The 13,802-nt window shown below is 71.6% G+C and carries 14 protein-coding genes; 10 read left to right on the forward strand and 4 right to left on the reverse strand.

Annotated elements, in window-relative coordinates; translation table 11 throughout:
• Positions 1-9 precede the first annotated feature (9 nt).
• The 6 genes from OHT01_RS33810 to OHT01_RS33835 all read left to right on the forward strand — a co-directional run bounded on the left by OHT01_RS33810 (position 10) and on the right by OHT01_RS33835 (position 6,190).
• The gene (locus tag OHT01_RS33810; RefSeq protein ID WP_328556898.1) at positions 10-321 is read left to right on the forward strand and encodes an urease subunit beta; all 312 of its coding nucleotides are present in this window, start codon (positions 10-12) and stop codon (positions 319-321) included.
• The gene (locus OHT01_RS33815) at positions 314-2,035 is read left to right on the forward strand and encodes an urease subunit alpha (protein ID WP_328556899.1); all 1,722 of its coding nucleotides are present in this window, start codon (positions 314-316) and stop codon (positions 2,033-2,035) included. The genes OHT01_RS33810 and OHT01_RS33815 overlap by 8 nt, the downstream gene beginning before the upstream one ends.
• Positions 2,035-2,709, forward strand: a complete 675-nt coding sequence (locus OHT01_RS33820) for an urease accessory protein UreF (protein WP_328556900.1) — start codon at positions 2,035-2,037, stop codon at positions 2,707-2,709. The genes OHT01_RS33815 and OHT01_RS33820 overlap by 1 nt, the downstream gene beginning before the upstream one ends.
• A 269-nt stretch (positions 2,710-2,978) precedes the next feature.
• Complete coding sequence (gene ureG / locus OHT01_RS33825; protein WP_328556901.1) at positions 2,979-3,656, forward strand: urease accessory protein UreG; 678 nt, start codon at positions 2,979-2,981, stop codon at positions 3,654-3,656.
• A complete protein-coding gene (locus OHT01_RS33830) occupies positions 3,653-4,411 on the forward strand; it encodes an urease accessory protein UreD (RefSeq protein WP_328556902.1) in 759 nt (252 codons plus the stop codon). Before ureG ends, OHT01_RS33830 begins: the two co-directional genes overlap by 4 nt.
• A 168-nt stretch (positions 4,412-4,579) precedes the next feature.
• On the forward strand, positions 4,580-6,190 hold the full coding sequence (locus tag OHT01_RS33835; RefSeq protein WP_328556903.1) for an alpha/beta hydrolase: 1,611 nt from the start codon (positions 4,580-4,582) through the stop codon (positions 6,188-6,190).
• Positions 6,191-6,266: 76 nt separating this feature from the next.
• Here OHT01_RS33835 and OHT01_RS33840 read toward each other — a convergent pair whose 3' ends face one another.
• The gene (locus OHT01_RS33840; RefSeq protein ID WP_328556904.1) at positions 6,267-6,992 is read right to left on the reverse strand and encodes a lysophospholipid acyltransferase family protein; all 726 of its coding nucleotides are present in this window, start codon (positions 6,990-6,992) and stop codon (positions 6,267-6,269) included.
• Positions 6,993-7,195: 203 nt separating this feature from the next.
• Here OHT01_RS33840 and OHT01_RS33845 point away from each other — a divergent pair, with 203 nt between their 5' ends.
• Positions 7,196-7,708, forward strand: coding sequence for a hypothetical protein (locus tag OHT01_RS33845; protein ID WP_328556905.1), 513 nt, complete (start codon positions 7,196-7,198; stop codon positions 7,706-7,708).
• Positions 7,709-7,940: 232 nt separating this feature from the next.
• Here OHT01_RS33845 and rocD read toward each other — a convergent pair whose 3' ends face one another.
• The 3 genes from rocD to OHT01_RS33860 all read right to left on the reverse strand — a co-directional run bounded on the left by rocD (position 7,941) and on the right by OHT01_RS33860 (position 10,629).
• Entirely contained in the window at positions 7,941-9,191 is a 1,251-nt protein-coding gene (rocD, locus tag OHT01_RS33850; protein WP_328556906.1) for an ornithine--oxo-acid transaminase, read from the reverse strand.
• Positions 9,188-10,000, reverse strand: coding sequence for a dimethylargininase (ddaH, locus tag OHT01_RS33855; protein ID WP_328556907.1), 813 nt, complete (start codon positions 9,998-10,000; stop codon positions 9,188-9,190). The genes rocD and ddaH overlap by 4 nt, the downstream gene beginning before the upstream one ends.
• Positions 10,001-10,125: 125 nt before the next feature.
• Positions 10,126-10,629: an Lrp/AsnC family transcriptional regulator gene (locus OHT01_RS33860; RefSeq protein ID WP_328556908.1), complete on the reverse strand. Its 504-nt coding sequence runs from the start codon at positions 10,627-10,629 to the stop codon at positions 10,126-10,128.
• Positions 10,630-10,727: 98 nt separating this feature from the next.
• Between OHT01_RS33860 and OHT01_RS33865 the strand changes: the two genes are divergently transcribed.
• The 3 genes from OHT01_RS33865 to OHT01_RS33875 are packed head-to-tail and all read left to right on the forward strand — an operon-like array spanning position 10,728 to position 13,626.
• On the forward strand, positions 10,728-11,483 hold the full coding sequence (locus tag OHT01_RS33865) for a LytR/AlgR family response regulator transcription factor (RefSeq protein ID WP_328556909.1): 756 nt from the start codon (positions 10,728-10,730) through the stop codon (positions 11,481-11,483).
• A gap of 10 nt (positions 11,484-11,493) precedes the next feature.
• The gene (locus OHT01_RS33870) at positions 11,494-11,853 is read left to right on the forward strand and encodes a hypothetical protein (RefSeq protein WP_328556910.1); all 360 of its coding nucleotides are present in this window, start codon (positions 11,494-11,496) and stop codon (positions 11,851-11,853) included.
• Positions 11,854-11,856: 3 nt separating this feature from the next.
• Complete coding sequence (locus OHT01_RS33875; protein ID WP_328556911.1) at positions 11,857-13,626, forward strand: sodium/solute symporter; 1,770 nt, start codon at positions 11,857-11,859, stop codon at positions 13,624-13,626.
• The last annotated feature ends 176 nt before the right edge of the window (positions 13,627-13,802 follow it).

Here is a 13,802-nt window from a genome sequence, read left to right on the forward strand (position 1 = left end):
GAGCGCGCCATGATTCCCGGAGAGATCCTCTTCGCCGACGGGCCCGTCGCCTTCAACGAGGGCCGTGAGGTCACCCGGCTGACCGTCCTCAACGCCGCCGACCGGCCCGTGCAGGTCGGCTCCCACTACCACTTCGCCGAGGCCAACCCCGGTCTGGACTTCGACCGCGGCGCGGCGCGCGGCAAGCGGCTCAACGTGGCCGCCGGCACCGCCGTGCGCTTCGAGCCGGGGATCCCCGTCGACGTCGAACTCGTCCCGCTCGCCGGCGCCCGCGTGGTGCCCGGACTGCGCGGGGGGACCGGAGGTGCCCTCGATGCCTGAGATCTCGCGTGCCGCGTACGCCGATCTGTTCGGTCCGACGACCGGCGACCGTATCCGTCTCGCGGACACCGACCTGCTCATCGAGATCGAGGAGGACCGTTCCGGCGGGCCCGGCCTCGCCGGCGACGAAGCGGTGTTCGGCGGTGGCAAGGTCATCCGGGAATCCATGGGCCAGGCCCGCGCCACGCGCGCGGAGGGCACGCCGGACACGGTCGTCACCGGTGTCGTGATCGTCGACCACTGGGGGATCGTCAAGGCCGACGTCGGCATCCGCGACGGCCGGATCACCGGTATCGGCAAGGCCGGCAACCCGGACACCATGGACGGGGTTCATCCCGACCTGGTGATCGGCCCCGAGACCGAGATCATCGCGGGCAACGGGCGGATCGTGACCGCGGGCGCCATCGACGCGCACGTCCATCTGATCTGTCCGCAGATCGCCGACGAGGCGCTCGCCTCCGGCATCACGACGCTCGTCGGCGGCGGCACAGGCCCCGCCGAGGGCTCCAAGGCGACCACGGTCACGCCCGGCCCCTGGCATCTGGCGCGGATGCTGGAGTCGATGGAGGGCTACCCGCTCAACTTCGGTCTGCTCGGCAAGGGCAACACCGTCTCGCACGACGCGATGCTGTCGCAGATCCGGGGCGGCGCGCTCGGCCTGAAGATCCATGAGGACTGGGGCTCGACCCCGGCCGCGATCGACGCCGCGCTGACCGTCGCCGACCGCACCGGCATCCAGGTCGCCATCCACACCGACACCCTCAACGAATCCGGGTTCGTCGCCGACACCCTCGCCGCCATCGCCGGACGCGGCATCCACGCGTACCACACGGAGGGCGCGGGCGGCGGGCACGCGCCGGACATCATGACCGTGGTCTCCGAGTCGTACGTGCTGCCCAGTTCCACCAACCCGACCCGGCCCTACACCGTCAACACCGCCGAGGAACACCTCGACATGCTGATGGTCTGCCACCACCTGAACCCGGCGGTGCCGGAGGATCTGGCCTTCGCCGAGTCCCGTATCCGGCCGTCGACCATCGGGGCCGAGGACATACTCCACGACCTCGGCGCCATCTCGATCATCTCCTCGGACTCCCAGGCCATGGGCCGCGTCGGCGAGGTCATCCTGCGGACCTGGCAGACGGCCCATGTGATGAAGCGGCGTCGGGGTGCCCTGCCGGGCGACGGCCGCGCGGACAATCATCGTGTACGTCGCTATGTCGCCAAATACACGATCAACCCGGCGCTCGCGCAAGGGCTCGCCCGCGAGATCGGCTCCGTGGAGACCGGCAAGCTCGCGGACCTGGTGCTCTGGGAGCCCGCGTTCTTCGGGGTCAAGCCGCACCTGGTCATCAAGGGCGGAATGATCGCGTACGCGCAGATGGGCGACGCCAACGCGTCCATCCCGACGCCGCAACCGGTGCTGCCCCGGCCGATGTTCGGGGCGATCGGGCGGGCCCCGGCCGCCAACTCGTTCAACTTCGTGGCACCGCTGGCCATCGAGGACGGGCTGCCGGAGCGGCTCTCGCTCGGCAAGCGGTTCGTCGCCATCGAGTCGACGCGGGCGGTGACCAAGGCCGACATGCGGGAGAACGACGCGCGGCCCGAGGTGCGGATCGACCCCGACAGTTTCGCCGTGCACATCGACGGAGAACTCGTCGAGGCGACTCCCGCCGCCGAACTGCCCATGGCCCAGCGTTACTTCCTCTTCTGATGTCCCGGGCAGCGCTTCTCGTCCTGGCCGACGGCCGCTTCCCCGCCGGAGGGCACGCGCATTCCGGAGGGGCCGAGGCGGCCGTCAAGTCCGGGCGGATCACCGGGGCGGCGACCCTGGAGGACTTCTGCAGGGGCCGGTTGCACACGACCGGTCTCGTCGCGGCCGCGCTGGCCGCGGCGGGGGCGCTCGGGATCGACCCGGTGTCCCTGGACGCGGCCGCCGACGCGCGTACGCCCTCCCTCGCGCTGCGGGTCGCCGCGCGTCGGCTGGGACGGCAGCTCGTGCGGGCGGCCAGGGCGACCTGGCCTTCCGCCGAACTCGACGCGCTGGCACGGGAGTTCCCCAAGGGAGCTCATCAGCCGGTGGTGCTGGGCGTGGCAGCGCGGGCTGCCGGTCTGGGACCCGAGGACGCCGCCTACTGCTCCGTGTACGAGTGTGTCAGCGGGTCGGCGTCGGCGACGGTACGGCTGCTGAGTCTCGACCCGTTCGACGCGACGGCCGCGCTGGCCCGCCTCGCGCCGGAACTGGATGTCGTCGCCCACGCTGCGGCCGGCGCGGCGCGGAGGGTCCTCGACGACGGGGTCGAGGCACTCCCGGCGGCGTCGGCGCCGCTGCTGGAGATCAGCGCGGAGGCGCACGCGGCCTGGCCCGTCCGTCTCTTCGCGTCGTAGCGAGCGCGGACCCTCGAACGGCCGAGGACCCGAGGGCCCTCGCGATGCCGGGAGCCCGCGGATCTTCTCGGGTCGCCCGGAGTCCGCTGGACATCCCGTGCGCCGTACCCGTCCCGGAGGTGTCGGTCCCGCTCGATCCGGCAGCGGACCCATAGCCTCCGGGGCAGCCGCCCCCCATACACCGCCGCCTGCCCCGAAAGACCTGGTCCGCGAACGACGGACAGGCCGCCTCGGGACCGGCGCGTACCGAACGAAGCTGGAGCCGAACCATGCACCTCGACCACACCCACGACGGGCCCTCCGCGATCAGCGCCGACGCCCACCGCCCCGACGGCACGCGCCGCGCCCTGCGCATAGGGCTCGGTGGACCCGTCGGGTCCGGGAAGACCGCCACCGTCGCCGCGCTCTGCCGGGCGCTGCGCGACGAACTGTCCCTCGCCGTCGTCACGAACGACATCTACACCCGGGAGGACGCCGAGTTCCTGCTCCGGGAAGCGGTGTTGCCGCCCGAGCGCATCACCGCCGTCGAGACCGGCGCCTGCCCGCACACCGCGATCCGGGACGACATCTCCGCGAACCTCGAAGCCGTCGAGGACCTGGAGGACGAGATCGGGCCGCTGGACCTGATCCTCGTGGAGTCCGGCGGCGACAACCTCACGGCGACCTTCTCCAAGGGGCTGGTCGACGCCCAGATCTTCGTGATCGACGTCGCGGGCGGGGACGACATCCCGCGCAAGGGCGGCCCCGGTGTCACGACGGCCGACCTGCTCGTGGTGAACAAGACCGACCTCGCGCCGTACGTGGGCTCCGACCTGGGACGGATGGCGACCGACGCCAAGGCGCAGCGGGCCGAACTGCCCGTGGTCTTCCAGTCGCTCAGGACCGAGGACGGCGTCACCGCGGTCGCCGGCTGGGTGCGGGAACGGCTCGCCGCGTGGACGGCATGACGACGGCCGGAGTACGCGCCACCGCGCGGATCGAGGCGAGGGACGACGGCCGGGGAGGGACCTCGCTGCCGGTGCTCGACGGGGAGGGCCCGCTCGCCCTGCGCCGGATCCGGAGCGGCGGGTCCGAGGCGCGCGTGATGCTGGTCGGGGCGATGAGCGGACCGCTCGGCGGCGATCACCTCACCGTCGAGGCGCGGGTCGGTCCGGGCGCGCGGCTGCGGGTCGGTTCGGCCGCCGCCACCATCGCCCTGCCCGGACAGGCCAAGGGAGAGGCGCGCTACGACGTCCGACTGGACGTCGCCGACGGAGGCGAACTGTGCTGGCTGCCCGAGCAGTTGATCTCGGCCGGTGGCAGCGAACTGTCCGTCTCCTCGCGAATCGACCTGACGGGCGGTGCCCGGCTCGTCTTCCGGGAGGAGCAGGTGCTCGGGCGCGTGGGTGAGGAACCCGGGCGGCTCACCAGCCGTCTCACCGTGCGACGCGACGGACGGGCCCTGCTCGACCAGGAGTTGGCCTGCGGTCCCGGTGCGCCCGGCGGCTGGGACGGGCCCGCCGTCCTCGGGGGCCATCGTGCTCTCGGGCAACTGGTCGTCGTAAGGCCGGAGTTCGAGAAGGAGATGCCGGCGGCGCGACTGCTGGGCGAGTACGCGGCGCTCACGCCGCTCGTCGGGCCCGCCGTGCTCGTGACGGCGCTCGCCCCCGACGCCTTGCTGCTGCGGCGGCTGCTGGACCAGGTGCTTAACGATCTCACGTGACGTCAACTGTCTTGCTGGGAAGGCTGATTCGCGCCAGTGTCACCGCTCAGCGGAACACGACATACCGGCTATCGGAATGGTAAAGAACACCGGTCGCATCTGTTCTCAGGGACCTCACAGCCGAAAGGATCCCCGTATCAATCGCAACGATGTACGGGGAGGTCACACTTGAGGTCCAAGAGACCGACGAAGCGGGTGGCGGCGCTGGGTTCGGCCGGAGCGCTCGTCACGGCGACCCTGATAGCCGGAGCCGTGGCGGCGCCGACGGCCACCGCCGACTCGCGGCACGGCCGGAGTTACGGCCAGAGCCGCGAGCAGCGCGGAGCGGCCGTCGCCGCGGAGCGGGCCGCCAAGGCCGGGATCGACTGGCAGGACTGCCCGGCGGACTGGGGATTCGAGAAGCCGATCCAGTGCGGCTGGGTCAGCGTGCCGCTGGACTACGCCCACCCCTACGGCAAGCAGATCAAGCTGGCCGTGGACCGCATCGGGAACACCGGCACCAAGGAGGAGCGTCAGGGCGCGCTCGTCTACAACCCGGGTGGTCCCGGCGGTTCGGGCATGCGCTTCCCGCGCCGGGTCACCACCAAGAGCCCCCTGTGGGTGAACACCGCGAAGGCGTACGACTTCGTGGGCTTCGACCCGCGTGGTGTCGGCCACTCGGCGCCCATCTCCTGCATCGACCCGCAGGAGTTCGTCAAGGCGCCCAAGGCGGACCCGGTCCCGGACTCCGAGGCGGACAAGCTCGCCCAGCGCAAGCTGGCCGCGGAGTACGCCGACGGCTGCGCCCAGCGCAGCGGCAAGGCCGTACTGGCGCAGATGACCACGCCCAACACGGCGCGCGACCTCGATGTCATCCGGGCCGGGCTCGGCGAGAAGAAGCTCAACTACCTGGGCGTCTCCTACGGCACCTACCTCGGAGCCGTCTACGGCACGCTCTTCCCCGGGCACGTGCGCCGCATGATCGTCGACAGCGTCGTCGACCCGGCGCGCGAGAACATCTGGTACCAGGCCAACCTGGAACAGGACATCGCCTTCGAGGGCCGCTGGAAGGACTGGGAGGACTGGGTCGCCAAGAACGACGCGGCCTTCCACCTCGGCGACACCCGCGCCAAGGTGCAGGACCAGTGGCTGAAGCTGCGTGCCGCAGCGAAGAAGAGCCCGCTCGGCGGCGTCGTCGGCCCCGCCGAACTGATCTCCTTCTTCCAGAGCGCCCCGTACTACGACTCCTCGTGGGTGCCGGTCGCCTCGGTGTTCAGCAAGTACGTCGCCGGTGACACCCAGGCGCTCGTCGACGCGGCGTCGCCCGACCTGAGCGACACGGCGGGCAACATCTCCTCGGAGAACGGCAACGCCGTGTACACGGCCGTCGAGTGCGCCGACGCCCAGTGGCCCACGAGCTGGAAGAAGTGGGACCGGGACAACACGCGACTCAACGCCGAATATCCCTTTATGACCTGGGCCAACGCATGGATGAACCTTCCGTGTGCCTCCTGGCCGGCCAAGCAGCAGTCGCCGGTGGAGGTGAGGACCGGCAAGGGCCTGCCGGCCGTCCTCATCGTGCAGTCCACGAACGACGCCGCCACGCCCTACCCGGGGGCTGTCGAACTGCACAAGCGGTTCAAGGGCTCCCGCCTGATCACCGAACAGGGTGCGGGCTCGCACGGCGTGACCGGTCTGGTCAACCCGTGCATCAACGTGCGGGTGGACTCCTACCTGCTCACCGGCAAGACGGACGCCGCCGACGTGACGTGCGCGCCGCACGCCACTCCGCAGCCGTAGTCCTTGTCGCATGAGGGGGCGGCCGGTTCGTCCGGCCGCCCCCTCCGTCGTGCGCTCGGGTGCCCGGCCCGTCAACTCAACTCAAGGGCATGCGGGGGAACTTGCGTCCCGCCTCCGCCTTCTCCGCGGCGTCCTCGGCCTTGACGACGGCCGCGTACCGGTCGACGTACTCCTGCTCGGAGAGGGTCAGGATGGCGTACATGATCTCGTCGGTGATGGCACGCAGAATGGCCTTCTCGCCCTCCATCCCGGCATAGCGCGAGAAGTCGAGGGGCTTGCCGAAGCGGATCACCACGGGGTGGATCCGCGGGAGCTTCCTGCCCGGGGGCTGGGCCTCGAAGGTGCCGATCATCGCGCACGGGATGACCGGGGCCTGGGCCCGGAGGGCCATCACCGCCACACCGACCTTGCCCTTGTAGAGCCGTCCGTCGTGCGAGCGGGTGCCTTCGGGGTAGATGCCGAGCAACTCGTCCTTGCGCAGCACGCCGAGCCCCTCGCGGATCGCGGCCTGCCCCGCCTCCTTGCCGGAACGGTCCACCGGGATCTGCCCGATGCTGCGGAAGAAGACCGCCGTCAGCCGGCCCTTGATACCGGGCCCGGTGAAGTACTCGGCCTTCGCCAGGAAGGTGATCCGGCGTTTCAGGATCGCCGGCATCAGGAAGTGGTCCGCGAAGGACAGGTGATTGCCTGCCACGATGGCGGGGCCCGACGACGGTACGTGCTCAAGGCCCTCGATCCGAGGCCGGAAGACCAGCCTCAACAAGGGACCCAGAAGCACATATTTGAGTACGTAATAAAACACTGGGGCGCTCCTCGTTTCCCCCGGGGAGCGATCAGTGTAGGCGCGGCCGTCGCCGGGCGTAACCGCTGCGGTGTCACCCTCTGTGGCCACTTGGCCGGTATCGGATCCCTTGCGTCACTGCCGACCGCACGGACCCCTGGAAGCTGCGGGAGTTCCGCGGCCGTGACGGCGACGGCGGCGTCGGCCGGACGGCCGTGCCACGCGTGCGCTTGACCGGAATCCCCTCGTCCGTCGTGCCCGACCGGGTCACCCACTGCACCTGGCCCGCCGTCCCCGGCGCCCTCCCGGAGTGGACGACGGTCCGGGCCGGGGCGGCCGTCCGGGGCGCGATCGAGCTCAACCGCGGCTCGGGTGAACTGGAGGTCGGACTGCTCGCCGCCGACGGCACCCGGTACGGCCTGACCAGGCACCGCCCGGGGGCGCCGTGGAAGGAGACCGAGGTCTCCCGGCAGCCGGAGTGGACCCACACGGCGCTGCGCGGCATCCGGCAGGGGGTCGCCCGCGCCACCGCGGGGCCGTACGGCGTGTCCGTGGTGACCGAGACCGGGGCGAAGGCCAGGGAGTACACCCTCCGCACCGGACCGGCGCGACTCGTCGGGCTGCACGCCGGCGCCGACGGGAACCTCCATGTGGCGGCCCTGGCCGACGGCAAGGTCCGGTGCTGGTCCGAGACCTGGGCGGAGAACTGGATGCCGGTCGGACTGTGGGAGGGGTGATCGAGGGGCCGGGCGCCGGGATCGGGCGACCGCGGACGGGACCCGGGAGACGGGCCCGGGCGGCCGCCGTCCAGGAGACGGGAAGACGGTCCTCGCACCGCGAAGGGAAGAAGGTCCTCGCACCGTGACGGGCGGGCGCCTCTGCGCCCGCCCGCGGTCGAGCGGCCGGTATCCCTGCGGTGACCACTGGGCCGAGGGGCAGGTGCCCCCTCCGGTGGCCACGGGGCCGGTGTCAGATCCCTCGCGTCAGGACCTTCTCCAGAGCGCCCAGAGCCGACTGGAGCTCCTCGGCCGTGATGGTGAGCGGCGGCGCCAGCCGAATGGTCGAACCGTGCGTGTCCTTGACCAGGATCCCCTCGTCCATCAGGCCCCGGCTGATCTCGCGGCCCGTGCCGATGGACGGGTCGATGTCGACACCCGCCCACAGCCCGCGCGAGCGGAAGCCCTCGACACCCCGGCCCACCAGGGCCGCCAGCCCGTCCCGCAGCAGCACACCCAGCTCGGACGCCCTCCGCTGGTACTCACCGGTCTCCAGCAGGCCCACGACCGCCGAGCCGACCGCCGCGGCCAGCGGATTGCCGCCGAACGTCGATCCGTGCTCACCAGGACGCAGCACCTCCAGCACGTCCCGGCGCCCGACGACCGCGGAGACCGGCACGATGCCGCCGCCGAGCGCCTTGCCGAGCAGCAGCAGGTCGGGGACGACCGACTCGTGGTCCACCGCCAGCGTGGTGCCGGTACGGCCGAGGCCGGACTGGATCTCGTCCGCGACGAACAGGCAGCCGGTGCGGGTGGTGAGCTCGCGGACGCCGGCGAGATAGCCGTCGTCCGGGATGACCACGCCCGCCTCGCCCTGGATGGGCTCGATGAGCACCGCGGCCGTCGTCTCGTCGATCGCCGCTTCGAGCGCGGCCAGGTCGTTGTACGGAACGACCCGGAAGCCGGGGGTGAAGGGGCCGAAGCCGGAGCGGGCGCTCTCGTCGGTGGAGAAGCTGACGATCGTGGTCGTACGGCCGTGGAAGTTGTCGGCCGCCACCACGATGGTCGCCCGGCCGGGCTCGACGCCCTTCACCTCGTACGCCCATTTGCGGGCCACCTTGATGGCGCTCTCCACCGCCTCGGCGCCCGTGTTCATCGGCAGGACCATGTCCAGGCCCGTCAACGCGGCCAGGGACTCGGCGAATCCGGCCAGCCTGTCGTTGTGGAAGGCCCGCGAGGTGAGGGTGAGCCGGTCGAGCTGGCGGTGGGCCGCCTCGATCAGCACCGGGTTGCGGTGGCCGAAGTTGAGGGCCGAGTAGCCCGCCAGCATGTCGAGGTAGCGGCGGCCCTCGACATCCTCGACCCAGGTGCCCTCGGCCCGCGCGACGACCACCGGCAGCGGGTGGTAGTTGTGCGCCAGGACGGGTTCCTCGGCCCGTATCAGTTCGTCGGAGCTGCGCGTACCGGCTACGGGGGACCCGGTCGTACGGGCGGGAGCGGTCATGAGCGGATCTCCTGAGTGCAGCACTTGATGCCGCCGCCGGCCTTGTGGAACTCCGACAGGTCGACGGGGACGGGGACGTAGCCGTGGCGGGCGAGCTGGTCCGCGAGGGCCTCGGCGCGCGGCGCGATGAAGACGTGACGGCCGTCGGAGACCGAGTTGAGGCCGAAGGCGAGGGCGTCGTCGCGGGTCGCGAGCACCGCGTCGGGGAACAGCCGGGTCAGCACCTCGCGGCTGCCCGGTGAGAACGCCTGCGGGTAGTACGCGATGTTGTCGTCGTCGAGGGCGAAGAGCGCGGTGTCCAGGTGGTAGAAGAGCGGATCAACGAGCTGAAGGCTGATCACCGGGACGCCGAAGAACTCCTGGACCTCGCGATGGGCCTCGGGCGTCGTACGGAATCCGGTGCCCGCGAGGACGTACCGGCCCGTCGGGACGAGATCACCCTCGCCCTCGCACACCGACTCGGGGCGGTAGACGTCGAAACCGGCCGCCTTGAACCAGGTCTCGTACGCGGTGGACTCGGGGCGGCGTTCGGGCGCGTGGAAGGACGAGCCGAAGACCCGGCCCCCGAGCACGAGCGCGCAGTTCGCGGCGAAGACCATGTCGGGCAGGCCGGCGACGGGTTCGATCGAGTCGACGGTGTGGCCGTACGCGCGATAGGCGCTGATCAGCGCCTGCCACTGATCGCGCGCGAGACCGACGTCCACGGGGTCGTCGGGACGCATCCAGGGGTTGATCGCGTACTGCACGGCGAAGTGTCTGGGTTCGCAGACGAGAAAGCGCCGGGGACGCGGCACACGGCTGTCGGGCACAGAGGGGTTCCTCCGCTTCCTGCGGTGTCGACTGGTGGGATGCCTCCACGGTAGGAAACGGGGGATACGGGCGACAAGCGACGAGAGCTGCGCGTATACGCAGTACTGCTGCGTGATCGGCTGGGTCAGCGCACGTTTCCTGCGTCGTCCGGAGCCGCGTGGGTCGCTCCGGCCTCCGGGGCCTCGGGCAGCAGATGGGAGAGCACCATGTAGCTGACCGTCTTCCGGATGAAGGGCTCCACCCGGATGCGCTCCAGCACCTCCTCGAAGTGCTCCACATCGACGGCCCGTACGTGCAGCAGCGCGTCAGCGCCCCCGGTCACGGTCATCGCCGCGGTGATCTCCGGATGGTTGCGCACCACCTCCGCGAGCCGCCGGGGCGGCGCGGCGCCCTCGCAGTACACCTCCACGTACGCCTCCGTGCGCCAGCCCAGTGCCGCGGGTTTCACCGTGGCCGTGAAACCGGTGATCACACCCGTCTCGCGCAGCCGGTCGACGCGGCGCTTGACGGCCGTCGCGGACAGTCCGACCGCGGCGCCGATCTCCGCGAAGCTCGTCCTGGCATTGGCCATCAAGGCCGTGATGATCTTGCGGTCGAGCTCGTCGAACATCGCGGGCTTGCTGTTCATGGCGGCACTGTATCCAGCGGCAACCGCCGACCGGCCGGGGACAACGGCCATGTCCCGCACATGTCCAGCCACGCGAATCGCTCTTACACTCCACTCTCATGCTGCGCGCGCTCGCCGTCGACGACGAACAACCCTCGCTCGAGGAACTCCTCTATCTGCTCAACGCCGATCCCCGGATCGGCAGCGCCGAGGGCGCGAGCGACGCGACCGAGGCACTGCGCAGGATCAACCGGGCCCTGCAGTCCGGACCCGGCGGACCCGAGGCGATCGACGTCGTCTTCCTCGACATCCACATGCCGGGCCTGGACGGGCTCGACCTCGCCCGGCTGCTCGGCGGGTTCGCCCAGCCGCCGCTCGTCGTGTTCGTGACCGCCCACGAGGGATTCGCCGTGCAGGCCTTCGACCTCAAGGCCGTCGACTACGTCCTGAAGCCCGTACGCCGCGAACGGCTCGCCGAGGCGGTCCGGCGGGCCGTCCAACTGAGGGACACCGCACCCCTGATCCCCGTCCACGAGCCCGACCCCGACCACATATCCGTCGAACTCGGCGGCGTGACCCGCTTCGTGGCCGTCGAGGACATCACCCACGTCGAGGCCCACGGCGACTACGCCCGGCTGCACACCGCGCAGGGCAGTCACCTGGTGCGCATCCCGCTGTCCACCCTCGAAGAGCGCTGGCGCTCCCGCGGGTTCGTCCGCATCCACCGGCGCCATCTCGTCGCCCTGCGCCACATCGGCGAACTCCGCCTGGACGCGGGCACGGTGAGCGTCCTCGTCGACTCCGTCGAACTCCAGGTCAGCCGCCGGCACGCCCGCCAACTGCGCGACCTGCTGCTGCGCCGGACCACGAGCTGAGGAGCACCGCGTGCCGCAGGACCCCACCGACCGCCGTGTGGTCGTCACCGGAGCGCCCCGGCGCACCCTCCGGACGTCCGGCTACTACCGGCCGAGGACCGAGATCGACGAGCAGACCACACTCGGCCACACCTACGTCCGCTCGCTGATGCGCAGTCAATTTCGCGCTGCCAGTGTGACGTTGGCCGTCCTGGTGCTGCTCGTCGGACCGCTGCCACTGGTCTTCGCGGCGATGCCGGACGGCTCGGCCCTCGAATGGGCCGTCCTCGGCTTCGGCGTGTACCCGCCGCTCGTACTGCTCGCCCGCTGGTACGTGCGGCGGGCGGAACGCAACGAGAAGGACTTCGTGCGCCTGGTCGAGGACCGCTGAACCATGAACGAGAACTACTCCGTTCCCGCCGTGGCCCTCGTCGTCGTCGCGACCGTCCTGGTCGGCGCGTTCGGGCTGCGCATATCCCGGACCACCTCCGACTTCTACGTCGCCTCACGCACCGTCGGACCCCGGCTCAACGCGGCCGCGATCAGCGGCGAATACCTCTCGGCGGCCTCCTTCCTGGGCATCGCGGGCCTGGTGCTCGTCCAGGGACCGGACATGCTCTGGTACCCCGTCGGGTACACCGCCGGCTATCTCGTGCTGCTCCTCTTCGTCGCCGCACCGCTGCGCCGCTCCGGTGCCTACACGCTGCCCGACTTCGCGGAGGCGCGGCTCGGGTCCCAGGCGGTGCGGCGACTCGCCGGGGCGTTCGTCGTCGGCGTCGGCTGGCTCTATCTGCTGCCCCAACTCCAGGGCGCGGGACTGACGTTGGCGGTGCTGACCGACGCGCCCGACTGGTTCGGCGGAGTGCTGGTCGCCGTCGTCGTGGTGGCCACCGTCGCGGCCGGCGGCATGCGCAGCATCACCTTCGTGCAGGCCTTCCAGTACTGGCTCAAACTCACCGCCCTGCTCGTCCCCGCGCTCTTCCTGGTCCTCGCCTGGCAGTCCCACGGCGCCCCCCACGACGCCTTCGACGAACCGCCGACCTTCCGCGAACGGCGCGTGGTCCAGGTCGACGCCACACTCGACCTGAAGCTGTCCCGGCCGCTCACCGTCACCGCGACGGGCACCGTCGACGGCCGCCGGTACGAGGCCGCGCGCGTCCGGCTCCCGCGGGGCGCCCACCACATCGAGAGCGGCACCCGGCTGACCTTCGGCCCGGGAGACCCGGTCCCGGCGGCCGACCGCGGCAGCGACGGCGCCATGTCGACCTCCCTGGCCGCCGGGCGCCAGGAGCGCCCGCTCTACGCCACCTACGGGCTGATCCTCGCCACCTTCCTCGGGACGATGGGCCTGCCCCACGTCGTCGTCCGCTTCTACACCAGCCCGCACGGCGTCGCCGCCCGCCGGACGACCGTCGCCGTCCTCGGTCTGATCGGCGCCTTCTACCTCCTCCCGCCCGTCTACGGAGCGCTGGGCCGGCTGTACGCCCCTGAGCTCAGCCTCACCGGCGACGCGGACGCGGCCGTACTCCTGCTGCCCGACCGGATGATCGGCGGAGCCGGCGCGGACCTGCTCGGGGCACTGGTCGCGGGCGGAGCCTTCGCCGCGTTCCTTTCGACCGCGTCCGGACTGACCATGGCCGTCGCGGGCGTGCTCACCCAGGACGTGCTTCCCTCCCGCGGTGTACGGCACTTCCGGCTCGGCACCGTACTGGCGATGGCGGTACCGCTCGCCGCGAGTGTGCTGGTGGGCGGGCTGCCCGTCGCCGACGCGGTGGGGCTCGCGTTCGCCGTCTCCGCGTCCTCGTTCTGCCCGCTGCTCGTCCTGGGCATCTGGTGGCGGCGGCTCACCCCGCCCGGGGCGGTGGCGGGGATGATCGGCGGCGGCGGCGCCGCCCTCGTCGCCGTCGCCGCGACGATGGCCGGTTATCCCGGTACGACGGGGTCCCTGCACGCGCTGCTCGCCTGGCCGGCGCTCTGGTCGGTGCCGCTCGGATTCGTGACGATGGTGCTGGTCTCCCTGGCCACCGCCACCCGGGTGCCGGCCGGGACGGCGGCGATCCTCGCCCGCTTCCACCTCCCGGAGGAGCTCACGGACGGCCAGGTCCGCGCGGCGGTGAGCGGGACAGCGAGCGCGGCGGCGGGCGCGAAGGAGGCCGGGCTGTGAGGATCTCGCCCAACGGGGCGCGGGGTGAGGGGCTCTCGCCGGAGGTACGGCGGGCCCGAAGGCCGCCGGGACGGCTGCGCGGGCGCCGTCTCCCGGGTGGGGTGACGGCCGAGGCACGCGGCGAGACGTCCGTGGCGGGCGTGGCGGGCATGGCGGGCGTGGCAGATGTGGCGGCC

This window comes from Streptomyces sp. NBC_00358, from assembly GCF_036099295.1.
In the GTDB taxonomy this organism is placed as follows: domain Bacteria; phylum Actinomycetota; class Actinomycetes; order Streptomycetales; family Streptomycetaceae; genus Streptomyces.

Bases quoted from the DNA above. Each gene is read 5' to 3' on its own strand.
- OHT01_RS33820 (WP_328556900.1), top strand. From the start codon at position 2,035: ATGTCCCGGGCAGCGCTTCTCGTCCTGGCCGACGGCCGCTTCCCCGCC.
- OHT01_RS33865 (WP_328556909.1), top strand. From the start codon at position 10,728: ATGCTGCGCGCGCTCGCCGTCGACGACGAACAACCCTCGCTCGAGGAA.
- rocD (WP_328556906.1), bottom strand. From the start codon at position 9,191: ATGACCGCTCCCGCCCGTACGACCGGGTCCCCCGTAGCCGGTACGCGC.
- OHT01_RS33830 (WP_328556902.1), top strand. From the start codon at position 3,653: ATGACGACGGCCGGAGTACGCGCCACCGCGCGGATCGAGGCGAGGGAC.
- OHT01_RS33815 (WP_328556899.1), top strand. From the start codon at position 314: ATGCCTGAGATCTCGCGTGCCGCGTACGCCGATCTGTTCGGTCCGACG.
- OHT01_RS33810 (WP_328556898.1), top strand. From the start codon at position 10: ATGATTCCCGGAGAGATCCTCTTCGCCGACGGGCCCGTCGCCTTCAAC.
- OHT01_RS33875 (WP_328556911.1), top strand. From the start codon at position 11,857: ATGAACGAGAACTACTCCGTTCCCGCCGTGGCCCTCGTCGTCGTCGCG.
- ureG (WP_328556901.1), top strand. From the start codon at position 2,979: ATGCACCTCGACCACACCCACGACGGGCCCTCCGCGATCAGCGCCGAC.
- OHT01_RS33860 (WP_328556908.1), bottom strand. From the start codon at position 10,629: ATGAACAGCAAGCCCGCGATGTTCGACGAGCTCGACCGCAAGATCATC.